This window comes from Mangrovibacterium sp. (genome assembly GCF_041596335.1).
In the GTDB taxonomy this organism is placed as follows: Bacteria; Bacteroidota; Bacteroidia; order Bacteroidales; family Prolixibacteraceae; genus Mangrovibacterium.
Genome location: NZ_JBFHIT010000076.1, coordinates 1 through 17,802 on the forward strand (window position 1 = coordinate 1; position 17,802 = coordinate 17,802).

Below are 17,802 nucleotides of genomic sequence, written 5' to 3' on the forward strand. Positions count from 1 at the left end.
GCCACGTCCTCCTCGCAATGACGCAACCGGCCATGCGAACACGAGCCCCGGCCTATTTTTATCGATCCCGGAATCGAACTGAAAGCTTAGTGCCAAACGGGAAGTCCCGACGAAGGAGGGAATCACCCGTTGCACTTAGCTTTCAGGAAGATGAAGGAGTGAAGATAAAAATCAGCCTTGACCTTTTGCTACCTTTTGTGTCAAGACAAAAGGTAGAGCCCGTCCGGATTAGGACAAAAAAAGTCGGGAGTCGGGAGTCATGAGTCGCTAGAGAAGAAGTAATCAGTACTAGCGCCTTTGCGTTCAACTCTTCCCGTCTTCGCGTTCAAATATTTAACCACAGAGGACACTGAGTTACCCACAAAGTTTCACGGAGTTTTTTATTCAGCGGGCAACTCGCCCTCTTAGCAACTCCACCGTGTTAACTCACCCTCTTATCCCTCTCTACCAGTAGAGAGGGACGGTTGTGCAGCAAAAAACACAGGCAAATGCAAAACCCGAAACGGATGTCGCTACCTGGCACCACACTGCCAATGAGGTTTGCATACAACTTTTAGCACCTTTGTGTCTTTGGAACTTCGCGTCCTGGCGTCTTAGCGTTCAAATGTCTTCCTGCGTTGAGCAACAGATGGCTTCGTCGTGCCTCCTCGCAATGACGGGATGAACAGCGACACCACAACCAACGCACCGGGAGAATCGATTTGCAATCGATTCAAAAAACACCGGAAACCAACGCACCCCTAATCGGAGCGCCGGCTGCACGCAGCAATAGCGAACGAAAACACGGAAGATAGTCAAGAGTCGTGAGTCGTGAGAGAAGAAGTAATCGGAACTTGCGACAGATTGCCACGTCCTCCTGCGTCGTCCTCGCAATGACGATCGTAGGAGCATCGCACAAACCTTTGGAACGTTGGAACTTTGCGCCTTCGGTTCTTCGCGTTTAAAGACTTAACCACAGAGGACACTGAGTTACCCACAGAGTTTCACAGAGAGGCCAACACAACCCTTAGCGCCTTCGCGTCTTAGCGTTTAAATATTTTCTACGGAGAGCACCAGATGTACAGCACCATGGACAACCTGATCAGTCCGATCAACTTTTTAACCGGCTACCTCGACCTGGCCAAGAAGACTGTTCCCCTTTCGGCTGCCGACTTTGGGCTCACCGAACTGCGTAAAGGAGCACGGGGACACGATGTGGAGAATGTTCTGAAGAACACCCGACAGGTATCGCTCAACATAACCAAGTACCGGAACGAGCTCACCGCTGTAGGAATGAACGGAAGCATTTCAGCCACCCTCGACTCGGCCCGCGAAAGTCTGGATGCCGACAACCAGCGGAAATTTGAACTACGCTCCAACCGGGCGGCTATTGTGCAAAACAACCTCGATCTGCTGAACGAGCTGTATGCCGAGCTGCAATCTATTTGCCGCATTGGTAAAATCTTGTACAAGCAAACCAACCCGGTAAAAATGAAGGATTACACCTTTAGCCAACTGGCCAAACTGGTGCGACGCATTGCCAAACAGGACGACAGCAAAACGGACCACCAAACCGAAACCCAGTCTTCGCCGGAAGTTAGCCAATAGCAGGCACTCCTAACCAATGGAAAGCTCCCCGGGTTTGCAACAGCGATGCCACCAAACCTTGGGAGCCTTTTTTGCGCCTGCCAAACCAAAAAGGCTACAGGCAAAAACAAAAGCAAGCAAGGCCAAAGCCGCCGAGCGAGCCACTCAATACACCGAAGCCGGCACAAAAGCAATTCCCGGCTCCGCTAAAACCAAACCAAGCCCTGTGAAAACGGTTTACAGCCCTGCGAAAACAGTTTACAGAAGTGCAAAAACAGTTTACAAGAGTGCAAAAACAAAATAAAGCTCCGCGAAAACAGAATAAAGCTCTGCGAAACTAAAATAAAGCACTGCCAAACACCAATAAAGCAGTGCGCAACCGGTTTACAAAGCCGCCTAAGCAATTTACAAAGCCGCTTAACCAGCCGAACAAAACGCCAAACCCATCTACAGCCATGCGCCAAGAGTTTACGTTGAATCAAAAAAAACCGACAACACATTAACACCTGAAACAAAATAGACACGCGCTCTTATCCTCCCCCTTGGGGGAGTTAGAGGGGGCTGTTCCCAGCACCGCCATTGCGAGGACGACGAAGGAGGACGAAGCAATCTCTCCCTACTACCCGTCATTGCGAGGAGGCACGACGAAGCAATCTCTACCAAATACGGCCATGCCGAAAACGAAGAAGAAGGACAAGCCACCCTTCTCTTATCACTTTTTGGTTAAATGACCCCCCCGATTAAAAATAGCCCAATGGTTTCTCGGGAAAAAGTGGTTATTTCGCAAGCGCGGAAAGACAGGAAGGCCTGCAGGATTAATTATTGATTACAATGACCAATAGCAACAATAAACGCATCGCGAAAAACACCTTGATGCTGTATTTCAGGCAGGTACTAATATTATTAGTTAGTCTGTATACAATACGCATTGTACTTGACGTACTTGGCGTTGAAGACTACGGAATTTACAATGTAGTTGGCGGAGTTGTAATGCTTTTCTCCTTTTTAAGTGGAACTATGGCGTCTGCCTCCCAACGGTTTTTCTCCTTTGCATTAGGCGAGAATAACACCGAGAAATTATACAAAATTTTTAGTGTTAACCTGATAATTTATTTGACGATTGCCATAGTTGCTCTGGTTTTATTAGAAAGCATTGGCATGTGGTATGTAAAAGAACAATTAAAAATACCTGCCGCGAGATATGATGCAGTAATCTTTCTTTTTCACTTCTCAATCTTCTCTTTTCTTGCAACAATGCTTGCAACGCCCTTTATGGCAATGATTATTGCGCACGAGGATATGCACATTTATGCCTATGTTTCGATTATAGAAGTATTAATGAAGTTAGCAGTTGTGTATTTGCTAATGTCTATTTCATACGACAAACTTGAGTTGTATGGCGTTTTACTGTTTGCAGTCTCTATTTTAAACCTTTTGCTCTACGTTATCATCTGTCTAACAAAATATCAGGAATGCCAGTTTCGAAAATATTATTGGGACAACGCCCTGTTTAAACAAATATTAGGCTTTACAGGATGGACACTCTTTGGGCAAGTAACTACTGTTACAAGAAACCAAGCAGTTACTATTCTTTTAAATCAAAGCTTTAGTCCAATTGTCGTAGCAGCACGAGCAGTGGCAATAAACATCAGCACCCGAATAAACATGTTCTCAGCCAACTTTAACGTCGGTTTATATCCTCCGATAATAAAAAGTTACTCTTCGGGAGACAACAAAGGTTTGTTCCGACTAATCTTTAACGGCTCAAAAATGACGTTCTTCCTGATGTGGGTGTTTGCTTTACCCATTTTTATTGAAATGGAAATGATCCTGGGTTTGTGGTTAAAAGAAGTCCCGGAGTATGCCATTTTATTTACAAGGCTCTCGTTGGTTGAATCACTCATCCTGTCGATAAGTCTGCCGCTTGCAACTGCTGCTAGAGCGCCGGGCAAAATGAAAGTCTACGAACTCACTTTAGGGATCATGCAGCTTTTAATTTTTGGGATTGCATGGATCGTGTTAAATCTTGGCTACCCAGCGTATTCTGTATTTGTAATCGCCATAGTTGTTAATCTTCTTATGTTTGCAGTTCGGCTTATAATTGTCTCAAACCTGGTTGGATTATCTGTAATCTTATATCTACAACAAGTGGCTTTGCCTGTTTTATTAGTCATTGTTCTCTCTGCCTCCGTTTCGTACTATTTTCATTTACTGCTAGAGCGAGGTATATTTTCGTCAATACTCTCAACTGCTTTTTGTATGACGATCTCAACCGCAGCAATGTATCTAATTGGCTTAAACAAAGAATGGCGATTGAAAGTAAATAGCTTTGTCAGAACCAAGGTAGTGAAACTGTTGCCTACCGCTTAAAAAGATTAAACCAAAAATTAGTTCAGATTACTATGAAGATCTTAGTTTTAGGAGGAACCGGAGCAATGGGAGTCCATTTGGTCAAGCTTTTAGCCGATCGTGGAGACCAGGTAAGTGTTACGACTCGCCAACCTCGTCAATCTATCGAAAATGTCAATTATAGACAAGGGAATGCCCGTGATATTGATTTCTTAAAAGAACTCCTTCAAGAACAATGGGATGCCATTGTTGATTTCATGGTTTACACCACTCCCGAGTTTACCGAAAGAGTGAACTTATTATTGGCATCTACCACTCAATACGTCTATTTAAGCTCTGCAAGAGTGTATGCAAATTCAGAAACTCCAATAACTGAAGAATCTCAGCGACTCTTGGACGTTTCAAAAGACAACGACTATTTGGCAACCGATGAATATGCCTTATTGAAGGCCCGACAAGAAAATATATTAAGAGACTCCGGACATACTAACTGGACGATTATCCGACCCTATATCACCTATAGTGAAAATCGACTGCAACTAGGCGTTTTAGAAAAAGAAGAGTGGCTCTATCGGGCTTTAAAAGGAAGGACTATTGTTTTTTCTGATGACATGACCTCAAAATTCACCACCCTCACCTATGGGTTCGATGTTGCTAAAGGTATATTGGCAATAATTGGAAACGCAAAAGCACAAGGTGAAGCGTTTCACATTGCAATTGAGGATTCTTTTCAATGGAAAGAAATCATAGAAATATACACAGCGGAATTGGAACAACATTTGGGATTCAAGCCTAAAGTAGTACTACAAAAGCTCGATGATTTTCTGATCTGTAAACCATCACGATTCCAGGTACTATATGACAGACTTTTCAACCGGAGATTTGATAGTTCTAAAATTGCTGAGTATCTGGAAATGGAAAACTTAACCAAAACAGAACACGGACTGAGCAGCTGTTTGAATAAATTCTTAAAAGATCCTCAGTTTAATGGAATCAACTGGAGGACAGAAGCATTAAAAGATAAATTTACCGGCGAGCATGCTTCTCTGACCGAAATTAAAGGTATCAAAAATAAATTGAGGTACCTTGCGTATCGATATCTGAACAAAAAGTAACCCATAAAACACAGAATAACATGGCAATATATTACACCGATGAAAAACAGACCCAAGTATTAATCATGTTACTAAAAAAACATGGGATTAAGAAGGTTATTGCATCTCCCGGAGCAACAAACGTTACATTTGTCGGGAGTATACAACATGACCCATTTTTCGAGATCTATTCATCTGTTGACGAACGTTCGGCGGCCTACATAGCATGTGGGCTTGCAGCAGAATCAGGCGAACCAGTCGTTATTAGCTGTACTGGAGCCACGTCATCGTTAAACTATATGCCTGGTCTTACCGAAGCCTATTATCGAAAACTTCCTATATTAGCGGTAACGTCAACACAGGCGGTATCAAAAGTTGGTCATCATGTTGCTCAGGTGACCGACAGAAGCTCTCTTCCGAATGATGTTGCTAAACTAAGTGTCAACCTCCCAATTGTTAAAGATGAAGACGACCTTTGGGACTGTGAAATAAAAGTCAACAAAGCGATTCTGGAATTAACCCGCGCAGGTGGTGGCCCAGTGCACATCAATCTGCCAACTAGCTACAGTAAATCTTACGATGTAAAAGAACTACCGAACTACCGGGTTATTAATCGCATTGTTCCAACGGGTACTTTCCCAGAGCTTAAGAATGGGAAAATCGCCATATTCATCGGTGCTCATGCAACCTTTTCTCAGAGCCAAACGGAAGCGATCGATCGCTTCTGCGAAACAAACAATGCAGTCGTATTTTGCGACCATACAAGTGGCTACAAAGGCAAGTTTAGATTATTGTTTGCACTTGCAGCCGGACAACAAATGCTTGATAAGACAGAGTTACGCCCTGATGTTCTAATCCATATTGGTGAAATCACCGGCGATTATTATACGTTCGGAATTTCAGGAAAAGAAGTTTGGAGAGTTAGCGAGGATGGTGAAATTCGTGACACATTCCGGAAATTACGCTATGTTTTTGAAATGCCGGAACAAACATTTTTTGACTACTACGCAAAGACTGGGAATGCACAAACAAATAGCTATTTTGGCCAATGTCAGATTGTTTTAGATACACTAAGAGATAAAATACCGGACTTACCATTTTCAAACGTCTGGCTTGCATCAAAAATGGCTCATCGTATCCCTGAAAATTCAACCATCCATTTTGGAATCTTAAACAGTTTGCGTTCATGGAACTTCTTCGACCTACCACAAACCGTAACTTCTTCATCAAACGTTGGCGGTTTTGGAATCGACGGAGGTGTTTCATCATTAATTGGCGCTTCATTGGCCAATAAGAACAAACTCTATTTTGGCGTTATTGGCGACTTGGCTTTCTTCTATGACATGAATGTTCTTGGCAATCGTCACGTTGGAAACAACCTCCGAATCCTTCTGGTCAATAACGGAGTAGGAACCGAATTCAGACAGTTCAATCACCCCGCTTCACAACATGGAGAAGATGCCAATCGTTTTATTGCCGCTGCAGGTCACTTTGGCAATAAATCAGCAGCACTTGTAAAACACTACACTCAAGAACTGGGGTTTGAATATATCTGTGCAAATAACCAGATTGAGTTTGAGAAAATATATGAACGCTTCCTTTCACCCAATGCCACTGAGAAGCCGATGCTATTTGAAGTTTTCACCAACAACAAAGATGAAAGTGATGCTCTGGAAACTACTCTGAGTATACGAGAAAATACCAACGGAAGCGCTAAACAATTTGCGAAGCAAGTACTTGGAGAAAATGGCAAGAATATTTTAAAGAAAATATTACGCAAGTAGTCATTTGAGAAATCTCCAAGGGTCCGGAAAATCGACAAAAAGAACTTTCAAAATCAAATACAAATCAAATTCATGAAGGTTGGAATACTTACACTCCCATTTCACACAAACTATGGGGGCTTTCTGCAAGCTTACGCACTAAAACACCTGTTGTTAAAGGAGGGGCATGAAGTATATTTCATTGATAATGCCTATAGCGAGCCTCAATTTAAAAAACTTGCAAAACTCCTAGTAGGCCGTTTTCGAAAAGGGTATTTGAAGCAAATCAGACAAACAAAGCTTGAACGAAAGAACTTTGAAGAATTTAGGTCTAAATATCTAACGCCATTTACTGAAAATATACGACAGTTGCATAACCCGCAAAAGCTTTCTAAATATGCTTTTGATGCCCTTGTTGTCGGGAGCGATCAGGTCTGGAGAAAGAACTACGACATCACCCGCAAGGCCGACTACTTCTTCGATTTTTCAAGTCGCAAAGAAACCGCACTGATATCATATGCTGCATCATTTGGTGTTGACCAATGGGAATACAACGAACAAGAAACGGAAGCTTTAGCACAATTAGCACAAAAATTCAAGGCAGTTTCAGTAAGAGAAAACAGTGGAATTCCTTTATGCCAGATACATTTGAAAGTTCCGGCGACCCAACTTGTTGATCCAACTTTAGTATTAGACAAAAATGTATACTTAAATCTGGTTGGGCGCAAAGCCACAACAAACAAAGGAGGCTTGTGTACTTATATTCTAGACCCTACTGAAGAAAAAACCGAAATTATCGATCGTGTCTGCAAAGAAATTAATCTGAAAAAATATGGGGTCGGGATTAAGGATCACGCCGGTACTTACCCTGCTATCGCTGATTGGATCGAAGGGTTTGCAAACGCCGACTACATCGTTACAGACTCTTTTCATGGCTGTGTATTCTCGATTATTTTCAACAAACCTTTTATCGCAATTGGAAATGCACATAGAGGACTAACCCGGTTCAACTCTCTATTAGAGCTATTCGATTTAGAAGAACGTTTAGTTACATCAATAGATAAATTAAACTTTGCTCCCGTTAGTAAACCTTTAAACTGGGATCAGATTAACCAAAGAACAAAAGAACTATCCTCTCAATCACTCAATTTTTTACGAAAGAATTTGCAGAACCATGATGGAAAATAAAACAAGCTTAATTTCGGTAATCATTCCACTATATAATAAAGAAAAAAGCATTCGTGCTACGATTGAGTCCGTTTTAGATCAAAGCTACAAATCCTTCGAATTAATCGTTGTTGATGATGGTTCAACAGACACCAGTGTCGACATCGTAAAAAGCTTTGATGACAGCAGACTTTTTCTTTATCAAAAAGAAAACGGTGGTGTTTCCTCTGCTCGCAACTATGGCGTAAAACATGCTAATGGAGACTGGATTGTATTTTTAGACGCAGATGACCTATTACTTGATAACGCACTAGACGTTTTACTCGATCTTGCAATATCGAAGAGACAAAAAATTGCTTGCGCTAATTTTTACATTAATGAAAATAGGGCAGAAAATCTTTTTATAAAAACAAAAAAAGAGGGTATCGTTCAAGATGGGTTCAAAGCATGGTCTGTGATGAGATGTTTCCCTCGGACTGGATGCACAATTATCTCCAGAGACATTGCTAAAAAGCACCCTCATAACGAACAATTAACACGATACGAAGACGCAGAAGTTATATTTAATTTATTTCGAGATTATACGCTAGCGACTAGTGCCACTCCAACTCTAATCTTTAAAAAAGAATATAATCAACTTAGCAAAAATTTAAGTAATCCGGCGAATGATTTTGTAGCACACCTAGACTTTAAAAGAAAAAAGTTCTGGGAGAAAGTCGCATTAGGAGGCATCCTTTACTCTGGCTTGAAATCCTACAAATCGAGAACCATACAATTTCTGATAGTCTACAAACACTATATTTGCTATGCTTATCTAAGCAAATTAATTTCATTCGCAGCGAATAGGCTCCAAAGCTAAAAATAAATGACTTGCCAGCTTAAATGCACGAATGTAACAACTATTTAATAAACCATGCGATGAAAAAGTACCTCCGAATATTATATCACAGAATAAAGACTCCGACTGCAAGAATCGCGTTAAGCTCAAAACTCTCTTTAGATACAATTTTAGAAGAAGAAGTGCGGATACTCTCGAATTGTAAGTTGGGTCAATGTTTGGTTGGGAGATATACCTATATTGGGGAAAACTGTACTTTTGAACGTACAACTATCGGCGCATTTTGTAGCATAGGACCAGAAGTCATGTGTGGCATGGGTTCACATCCTATGGATTTCGTTTCTACTTATCCTGGTTTTTACTCCAATCATGCCTCCGGAGCCACATGGCTTGGAGCTAAACATGATACAAAAGAATTCACCCCTGCTGAAATTGGTTCTGATGTATGGATTGGAGCCCGTGCAATAATTATAGGTGGTACGAAAATTGGCCATGGAGCTGTTGTTGCAGCTGGTTCAGTAGTAACCAAAGATGTCCCTCCTTATGCAATTGTAGGTGGTGTTCCTGCCCGGATTATCCGTTACCGATTTGATAGTGAACTAATCGAATTGTTATTAAAAACAGAATGGTGGAATTATTCTATTTTAAAGTTAAAGTCAGTTGCTCATAAAGCTAATGCACCGAAAGATTTCATTAATCAACTTATCAAAACACCAAAAGAATAAAGGCTAAAAAATTCTGTCATGACAAGATCCCAAATATTTAAGCTAATCATGGCCCCATATTACATTTGGAGATTAGCAAGAGATATACTTTTTTGTATTTGGAAATTTGGCCGTTGGAATAAAACTTGGCGTTTCCATAGGCTCCCTCTAGTTAGGAAACATCCAAATGCGACAATCGAAATTGGAAATAATTTTACAGCATGCAGTAATGCAAAAAACAACTCTATCGGTGTATTTCAAAAAGTAATTTTAAATGCACTCGAACCCAATGCTGTGTTAAAGATCGGAAATAATGTTGGCATATCTGGCGCCACTATATCCTGTGAAAATGAAGTTACACTTGGCAATAATGTTTTAATAGGTAGCGGCGTTCTCATTACAGATTCCGACGCACACCCAATTCATCCAAATAAGCGGAATGATAAGACAGCCGTATCGTCATCTCCAATTGTTATTGAAGATGACGCATTTATTGGCGCAAGAAGTATCATCCTAAAAGGAGTTACAATCGGAAGAGGAAGTGTTATTGGTGCGGGCTCAGTCGTTGTAAAACCCATTCCTCCGATGTGCATCGCTGCTGGCAACCCTGCAATAGTTATACGCAATATTGAGTAATTAACAAACGCTTTTATCTAACTATATAGTTGAAAAGTAAACACAAAAATTCACCCTTATTATAATGCTATACAAATCTATTCAATACAATACCTAAAAAATGATTAAACAGGTTGAGAATATATATGAAAAGTTAATTCAGCGAGATGAATTTACAAGCACGATCCAGTGGATCATTAGAATCATCCTGATACTTATTCCTTTGATTAATATCAACGAGATTAAATGGGCAACTGGGTTCGGCGATTTTAACGCCAGGGGTGGACTATTTGTCATTAAATACATAAAAGATATCGGCATGATTGCTATCGTGGGCATATCTATTCTTCAAACGTTATACAAACGTAAATTGCCCGAAACTTACAAGCTACTACCTTTTGTTACAATAGGTATCTGCATTCAACTCATATTCAGTAATCAGCAACCCACTATTGTCTTGCTTGCTGGCTTACGATGGCTGTACCCTTTATTCCTGTTTATATTTTTATCGGGGCACATCGACAAACCGTTCCTTAAAGATGTTTTCAAGATACTTTTCGGATTATTAATTATTCATCTTCTGTTACAGACCTACGAATTATTTTATATGCCCCCCTACAACGGGACAACCTATTTTGGACTGACTTCGAGAGTTCCCGGAATTTTTTCGCATCCTCACTCAGCAGCATCATTTGTATGTTTGTTTTATTTATGCAGCTTACCGCTTAATTTGCCTCAAAAGAGAAAATATCTGATCGAAATTATTTCATTTATCAGCATTATATTCTCAATGTCGTCTACTGGGATGATTGTTTTTTTAATTATGTTTTTTCTAGCCAAAATTAAAAACAGCATACATTTCCGAAAATGGTTTTTGATATCCCCTCTTCTTGTACTCCTGCTGTTTAGTAACGCAGATTTATTAACAAACAGAAATGAAGGGAGCTCTGCTAGTTCAATAGGAAACAGAAAAGAACTACTATACAACATTTTTGAAGAATCCGAATTAATATCCCCTAATTTTGGGTTGTCCACTAATGTTATTGTAACACTATATGGTAACTCAAATAGGAATGTCATTTGGTCCGATGCCTTCTACGGATCATTTCTTGCGAATTTAGGTTTATTACCATTTACGTGTTTGTTAATTACTACAGGAATAATCTTCATAGTCGGCTTTAGACAAAAAAATATCTTCTTAATTAGCAGCATCGTACTCTATTCACTTTTCTCATTCTCAACGATAATAACAGAAGTCTATCCTCTAAATCTTTTTATTGGAATTATTGCTGCGTATATAATCAACGAAAAAAATCAAATCCCTTATGAATATATCAGTATTGCTAACTTGTTACAACAGAAAAGCCTACACAACTAGAGTATTGGAGTCTTTATTTAAGCTAAAGCAAACTTGTGATATTTTTTTAGTTGATGATGGATCCTCTGACGGCACTTCGAAGGCTATCAAAGAAATGTTTCCGCAAGTAGTACTTTTGAATGGGACGGGTGACTTATTTTGGAATAGAGGAATGCACCTTGCATGGAAGGAAGCATCAAAAAACGACTATGATTTTTACATTTGGCTGAATGATGATGTTTTCTTGTATGAGGAAGCATTTAATGAACTTATAGAGTGCTCAACGTTACAAAAACACAAAGCCCTCGTCTCCGGAATAATTGAGTCAGAAGACAAATGCGAAGTCCTCTATGGGGGAACAAATGCTTCGGGATTAATACACCCCAACGGCGAAATGAATCCAATTAAAAACTTAAATGGCAACGCAGTTTTAATACCTCGATATGTATTTGAACAATTGGGGAATCTTGACCCGATCTATCATCATGATTTAGGAGATGTTGATTACGGATTAAGAGCGACAGCTAAAGGAATCGGAGTTTACACCACCAGAAAGGCGATTGCCTCGGGCACAAAAAATGATCTTTGCCGTGTAAGGAAGAACAACACTAATCTTATCGGCAGATTCAAAAAACTGTATTCTCCGTTGGGCTCGCATCCCGGGATTAATTTCTATTTTCGACGAAAGCATTATGGCCTTTTTAAAGCCTCTGCCTTTGTTCTTTATCTGTATCTCATCAATATACTTCCAGATATTGCAATCCATTGGTTATTTGGGAACAAATATGATTAGAACCATTCGATGAAAATACTCCACATTATCGCGTCTTTAGACGAAAGCTCAGGTGGTCCGGCACGTAGCGTACCGCAAACCTGCTTAGAACTAGCAAAAAAGGGGATAACAGTAAAAATTATCGCCCAACCGACATCTAATCCTGTTGAAATCCCTCCAACAGCAAACTTGACCATAGGATTCTTGACCAAACAAGAACTTAAAAAGTATGCCAATGTATTAATTAGAGAAAAATATGACTTAATACATTTGCAACATATTTGGCATCCATTTATACACATTGCTGCGACCCTCTGCCAACAGCTCAAGATACCTTATTTAATAACTCCTCGCGGCATGCTCGAACCCTGGATCATGCAACGTAATCCATGGAAGAAAAAACTGGCCATGATCCTATACCAAAGCAAAGATATCCGCAAAGCAGCATTGTTACATACGACATGTGAACTAGAAAAAAGAAATGTGCAATCATTAGGTTTTAGAAATCCCGTAGTTGTAATCCCCAATGGCTTGAACTTAAATGAAATCCCAGCTCCCAAATCGAAATATGGCAGCAAAAAATTAGTCTTTTTGTCACGAATTCATCCAAAAAAAGGCCTTGAGTTATTTCTTACTGCCTGGAAACAAGCGAACATAGAATCTTGGACATTAGAGATAGCCGGGGATGGAGATGCTGGATACATCGACCAACTCAATGAAAAAATAAAGACGGACGATATTAAGAGAGCTAAGCTAGTTGGCCCCCAATATGGGGCAGACAAATGGGACTTTCTTAAAGATGCAGATTTATTTATCCTCCCCACTTACAGCGAAAATTTCGGTATTGTCGTAGCTGAAGCACTAGCAGTAGGAATCCCCGTAATTACCACGACTGGCACTCCCTGGGAAGAATTAAACACATACGAATGTGGATGGTGGATTGATTTAAAATTACCAAATCTGATCAACACACTCCAAGATGCAACAAATAAATCTGTCAACGAACTGAAAAAAATGGGGCAAAATGGCATTAAACTAATCAATCAAAATTACGGAATCCAAAGCGTAGCTGATCGACTAATTAATTCGTATAAAAGCATTATAGATAAAAACCCAAATAATACGACTCGGAAATGAATCAAAGAGATTTAAAACAACTATGGTATCTTAATTATCACAATCCTATTTCCATTAAAGAAAAATTAAGGATTCAAATGTGGCGAATTGTAGAATTATTGCTTTTCAAGCCTAGTCCTCACCTCTTTTCAGGATGGAGAGTGTTTATCCTAAAATGTTTCGGTGCTAAAATTGGGAAAGGATGTTTTATCTCTCCTAAAGCAGAGATCTTTATGCCATGGAATCTTGAATTGGGGAATTTCTCTGCAATCGACAACTATGTTTATATAAAGAATAAAGTTAAAATTACCATAGAAGACTATGTAAGTATTGCAACTCATACTCAGATTATTCCAGGAGGGCATGACGTAAAATCTAGGCAATTTGCTTCAGATCTAGCACCTGTTCGAATAAGGAATGGTGCATTTATTGGATCATCTACTTTTATTGGCAAAGGAGTTACAATCGGACAAATGTGTGTGATTGGAGCTCGGAGTGTGGTTTTAAAAGATATGCCCGAAAACTATATCTGCTTTGGACATCCATGCAAACCGATAGCCCCCCGCCTAGAAAAAGAAACGTATGAGAATTTCCGGTATAATTACTTATGAAATCAAGTATGCCTCAAGTCGATATATCCCATTATACTCATCATTTCAATACAAGAAACAAAATTGGCAGAGCCATTTGGAACACCTGCCACTGGTTGCTTTTTCGTCCCTTTTCAAGCCGGCTATTTAAAAGATGGAGAAGATTTATTCTTCAACTATTTGGAGCACAAATGGGCAGGGGATCACACGTATACGCTTCAGTAAAGATTTGGGCACCATGGAATTTGGAACTAGGAGATTATGCCACTTTGGGGCCGCAGGTAGATTGTTACAACCAAGGAAAAATTACCATTGGGGCGAATACAACCATTTCGCAAAAAGCCTATTTATGTGCATCGAGCCATGATATTTCGGATTCAAAAATCAACTTGATTTTATGCCCCATTGAAATTGCCGATCAGGTATGGGTGGCTGCCGATGCCTTTATTGGACCAAATGTAAAAATCGGACAAGGAGCCGTCGTCGGAGCCCGTTCAGCAGTTTTTAAAGACGTTGAACCTTGGACAGTCGTAGGCGGCAACCCCGCTAAATTCATTAAAAAACGAGAACTGAAAGCATGACAAGCCTGGCAGCCATTATCCTCACCTATAACGAGGAACAACATATTGAACGGTGTATAAAATCCTTAGCCGGATTGGTAGATGAGGTTTTTGTGGTGGATTCGTACAGTACAGATGATACCGTAAAACTGGCGACCGAATTAGGAGCTAAGGTTTATCAGAATCCTTGGAAGAACTATGCCAATCAGTTTAACTGGGGCTTGCACAACTGCCCCATCCAATCGGACTGGGTCTGGCGCATTGATGCCGATGAATATCTGGAAGCCTGCGACAGCCAAAAGCTAAAAGCGCAAATTTCAGCCTTGCCGCAGGAGGTTAGCGGCATCTATGTAAAACGGAAGATTATTTTCCAGGGTCGTCCGCTGTTGCATGGCGCCTGGTTTCCGGCCTGGCATTTAAAAATTTGGCGCACCGGTAAAGGCTTTTGCGAAAACCGGTGGATGGATGAACACATTAAGCTGTCGGAAGGCAGCAGCGTAGAACTGGATTTGGTGCAGGTAGATGAGAACCTGAACGACCTGACTTGGTGGACCGGCAAACACAACGGCTACGCCACCCGAGAAATGGTGGATATGCTGGACATTCAATATGGCATTTTTACCGAAAATACGGTTGTTCCGAAATTCTTTGGAACCGAAGAACAACGCAAACGCTGGCTCAAGCTGCGCTATCTGAAACTGCCGCTGTTTGTTCGTCCGGTGGTTTATTTCTTCTATCGCTATATCATCCGCTTAGGGTTCCTGGATGGTAAAGCCGGTTTTATCTGGTATGTTCTGCAAGGCTTTTGGTATCGCTTTTTGGTTGATGCCAAGATCTTCGAACTAAAACGCCGCTTTGGAGGCGATGAACAGGCGATTATAGCCTATATCCGGGAGACGTACCGGTTGGATTAGCAGTTAGCCGCAAGGTGTAAGCTTCGGGTGGCGGTTTGCGGAAACGATATTAGGGACAGATTGCTTCGCCCTTCGGGCTCGCAATGACGGTAATAGCAGCGTCATTGCGAGGGAGGAGGCACGACGACCGAAGCAATCTGTTCCTCTCAACCACGACCCCGTCATTGCGAGGAGCCGCAGTGAAACGGAGGCGACGAAGCAACCTCTCGTCATTGCGAGGACGACGAAGGAGGACGAAGCAACCTCTTACCAAACATCGACAGATTGCTTCGCTTCGCTCGCAATGACGGAGTTGGGTGGGACAGATTGCTTCACTGCGTTCGCAATGACGGTAATAACAGCAACAGGTTGCTTCGCCCTTTGGGCTCGCAATGACGGGACGAAGCAACCTCTTGCCAACAAATAAACTAGACGCTATGGAACGAGGTGGTTACATTTACATCCTGACCAATAAAAACCACACGGTTTTGTACACCGGCGTAACCAGTAATTTAAGCAAACGCCTGTACGAACACCGGACCGGCTTTTATGAAAAAGCATTTACCAGCAAGTACAATGTTTACAAGCTGGTGTATTTCGAGGGCTTTAGCCAAATTGAAGAAGCCATTGCCCGCGAGAAACAAATCAAAGGCGGCAATCGACAAAAGAAACTGGACCTGATCAACGGCTTCAACCCCGAATGGATCGATTTATTGGGGATGGTTGAGTAACAGATTGCTTCACTTCGTTCGCAATGACAGCGATAGCAGCAACAGATTGCTTCGCCCTTCGGGCTCGCAATGACGGGACTGGGAACGTCATTGCGAGGAGGCACGACGAAGCAATCTGTTCCTCACAACCGCGACCCCGTCATTGCGAGGAACGACCGAAGGGAGGACGTGGCAATCTCTTACTAAACAACAACAGATTGCTTCGCTTCGCTCGCAATGACGGAGATGATGGGGACCAATTGCCTCTTTCAATCTCAATGTGTATCTTCGCGCCCCGCGAGAAGGGGGATGGCGAAAACAGGATAAGTAGAAAAACAACAGTTCAAAATAGAAGATGAAAGTTTCGATTATTACCATTGTTTATAACAATTGCTACTACATAGGCGATTGTATAGAATCGGTTTTGAGCCAGACTTACGACAAGGTGGAGCACATTGTGGTGGATGGCGGATCGGTTGATGGTACCCGTGGCGTGATTGATCAGTATCGCGATCGGCTGGCGGCCTACATCTCGGAGCCCGATAAGGGTTTGTACGATGCGCTGAACAAGGGCATCCGGATGGCTACGGGCGATATAATTGGGGTGCTGCACTCCGACGACTTGTTTTACGCCCCCAACACCCTGAACAAGGTGGTGAACGCGTTCCGTAAAACGAATGCCGATTTGGTGTATGCCAACGGCATGTATGTTCCGCGCGACGACGAACGTGTGGTGAAACGCATCTATAAAGCCAAGCCGTTCTACAAACATTATATGAGCTTCGGCTGGATTCCGCTGCACACCACCATTTATGTGAAGCGCGAACTGTTTGACAAATACGGACTGTACGACGATAGTTTCGCCATTGCCAGCGATTACGACATCAGCCTGCGCTGGTTCCGCAATCCGGAGGTCCGCAAGCAGTTCCTCGACGAGTGGGTGGTGAAGATGCGCCTAGGCGGTAAAAGCACCAACCCGCAACTGCAAAAGAAAAAGTCGACCGAAGATTTGGTGATCATTAAACGCCACGAACTGTATGGCCTGTTTACCCTGGCCTTTAAAATTGGGCGCAAGGTTCCGCAATACCTCTACCCCCGCCTAATCCGCATGCGCGACGAACATACCTTTAAACAACCCAAACGCAGCCGCATCCGCCGACTAGGTAAGCTAAACTGGGAACGCGCCAAACGTAGCCTGGGCAAACTGGCCCGCAAACAAGTGACTCACGGCGCCCGCCACCGGTAGTACGCAGGCGGTTCGGAGCAATCTGTTGCTCTTCGTAGAGAAGATTTGAACGGGACGACGGGAAGAGTTAAACGCGAAGAGTTGAACGCTAAGGCGAGAAGAGTTAAACGCTAAGACGCTAGGACGCTAAGTTCCGAAGACACAAAGGTTTGTGCGATGTTCCTACGATCGTCATTGCGAGGACGACGAAGGAGGACGTGGCAACCTCTCGTCATTGCGAGGACGACGAAGGAGGACGAAGCAACCTGTCCCGGGCAAGGAAAGATTACTTCTTCTCTCATGACTCTCGACTTGCAGCTACATCAGTGTCCTCTGTGGTTAAATCTTTAAACGCAAAGACGCAAAGTTCCAAAGACACAAAGGTTTGTGCGATGTTCCTACGATCGTCATTGCGAGGACGACATAGGAGGACGTGGCAATCTGTTGCAAGTTTCGATTACTTCTTTTCTCACGACTCATTAC

At 42.0% G+C, this 17,802-nt stretch carries 16 protein-coding genes; all 16 read left to right on the top strand.

Annotated elements, in window-relative coordinates:
- The first annotated feature begins 1,068 nt into the window (after window positions 1–1,068).
- The 16 genes from ABZD21_RS18190 (at window position 1,069) to ABZD21_RS18265 (ending at window position 17,340) form a co-directional block, all read left to right on the top strand.
- Complete coding sequence (locus ABZD21_RS18190; RefSeq protein WP_372776553.1) at window positions 1,069–1,587, top strand: hypothetical protein; 519 nt, start codon at window positions 1,069–1,071, stop codon at window positions 1,585–1,587.
- A gap of 16 nt (window positions 1,588–1,603) precedes the next feature.
- Window positions 1,604–1,870, top strand: coding sequence for a hypothetical protein (locus tag ABZD21_RS18195; RefSeq protein ID WP_372776554.1), 267 nt, complete (start codon window positions 1,604–1,606; stop codon window positions 1,868–1,870).
- Window positions 1,871–2,397: 527 nt separating this feature from the next.
- The gene (locus tag ABZD21_RS18200; protein WP_372776555.1) at window positions 2,398–3,936 is read left to right on the top strand and encodes a lipopolysaccharide biosynthesis protein; all 1,539 of its coding nucleotides are present in this window, start codon (window positions 2,398–2,400) and stop codon (window positions 3,934–3,936) included.
- 32 nt (window positions 3,937–3,968) lie between these two features.
- Window positions 3,969–5,030 carry an NAD-dependent epimerase/dehydratase family protein gene (locus ABZD21_RS18205; protein ID WP_372776556.1) on the top strand — a complete coding sequence of 354 codons (1,062 nt, stop codon included), beginning with the start codon at window positions 3,969–3,971 and terminating at the stop codon, window positions 5,028–5,030.
- Window positions 5,031–5,050: 20 nt separating this feature from the next.
- A complete protein-coding gene (locus ABZD21_RS18210; protein WP_372776557.1) occupies window positions 5,051–6,793 on the top strand; it encodes a thiamine pyrophosphate-binding protein in 1,743 nt (580 codons plus the stop codon).
- A 72-nt stretch (window positions 6,794–6,865) separates the two neighbouring features.
- Window positions 6,866–7,960: a polysaccharide pyruvyl transferase family protein gene (locus ABZD21_RS18215; protein ID WP_372776558.1), complete on the top strand. Its 1,095-nt coding sequence runs from the start codon at window positions 6,866–6,868 to the stop codon at window positions 7,958–7,960.
- The gene (locus ABZD21_RS18220; protein WP_372776559.1) at window positions 7,947–8,798 is read left to right on the top strand and encodes a glycosyltransferase family 2 protein; all 852 of its coding nucleotides are present in this window, start codon (window positions 7,947–7,949) and stop codon (window positions 8,796–8,798) included. Before ABZD21_RS18215 ends, ABZD21_RS18220 begins: the two co-directional genes overlap by 14 nt.
- Window positions 8,799–8,857: 59 nt before the next feature.
- Window positions 8,858–9,502 (top strand): CatB-related O-acetyltransferase, encoded by a 645-nt coding sequence (locus ABZD21_RS18225; RefSeq protein ID WP_372776560.1) that lies wholly within the window; start codon window positions 8,858–8,860, stop codon window positions 9,500–9,502.
- 18 nt (window positions 9,503–9,520) lie between these two features.
- Window positions 9,521–10,117, top strand: coding sequence for an acyltransferase (locus tag ABZD21_RS18230; protein WP_372776561.1), 597 nt, complete (start codon window positions 9,521–9,523; stop codon window positions 10,115–10,117).
- A 1,304-nt stretch (window positions 10,118–11,421) separates the two neighbouring features.
- Window positions 11,422–12,246 (top strand): glycosyltransferase family 2 protein, encoded by an 825-nt coding sequence (locus tag ABZD21_RS18235; RefSeq protein WP_372776562.1) that lies wholly within the window; start codon window positions 11,422–11,424, stop codon window positions 12,244–12,246.
- Window positions 12,247–12,255: 9 nt separating this feature from the next.
- On the top strand, window positions 12,256–13,362 hold the full coding sequence (locus ABZD21_RS18240) for a glycosyltransferase (RefSeq protein ID WP_372776563.1): 1,107 nt from the start codon (window positions 12,256–12,258) through the stop codon (window positions 13,360–13,362).
- Window positions 13,359–13,952, top strand: coding sequence for a hypothetical protein (locus ABZD21_RS18245; protein ID WP_372776564.1), 594 nt, complete (start codon window positions 13,359–13,361; stop codon window positions 13,950–13,952). Before ABZD21_RS18240 ends, ABZD21_RS18245 begins: the two co-directional genes overlap by 4 nt.
- 170 nt (window positions 13,953–14,122) lie before the next feature.
- Complete coding sequence (locus ABZD21_RS18250; protein WP_372776565.1) at window positions 14,123–14,512, top strand: putative colanic acid biosynthesis acetyltransferase; 390 nt, start codon at window positions 14,123–14,125, stop codon at window positions 14,510–14,512.
- Window positions 14,509–15,405, top strand: a complete 897-nt coding sequence (locus ABZD21_RS18255; protein ID WP_372776566.1) for a glycosyltransferase family 2 protein — start codon at window positions 14,509–14,511, stop codon at window positions 15,403–15,405. The genes ABZD21_RS18250 and ABZD21_RS18255 overlap by 4 nt, the downstream gene beginning before the upstream one ends.
- A 416-nt stretch (window positions 15,406–15,821) precedes the next feature.
- Window positions 15,822–16,115 carry a GIY-YIG nuclease family protein gene (locus ABZD21_RS18260; protein ID WP_372776567.1) on the top strand — a complete coding sequence of 98 codons (294 nt, stop codon included), beginning with the start codon at window positions 15,822–15,824 and terminating at the stop codon, window positions 16,113–16,115.
- 334 nt (window positions 16,116–16,449) lie between these two features.
- Window positions 16,450–17,340, top strand: coding sequence for a glycosyltransferase family 2 protein (locus tag ABZD21_RS18265; RefSeq protein ID WP_372776568.1), 891 nt, complete (start codon window positions 16,450–16,452; stop codon window positions 17,338–17,340).
- Window positions 17,341–17,802 lie beyond the last annotated feature (462 nt).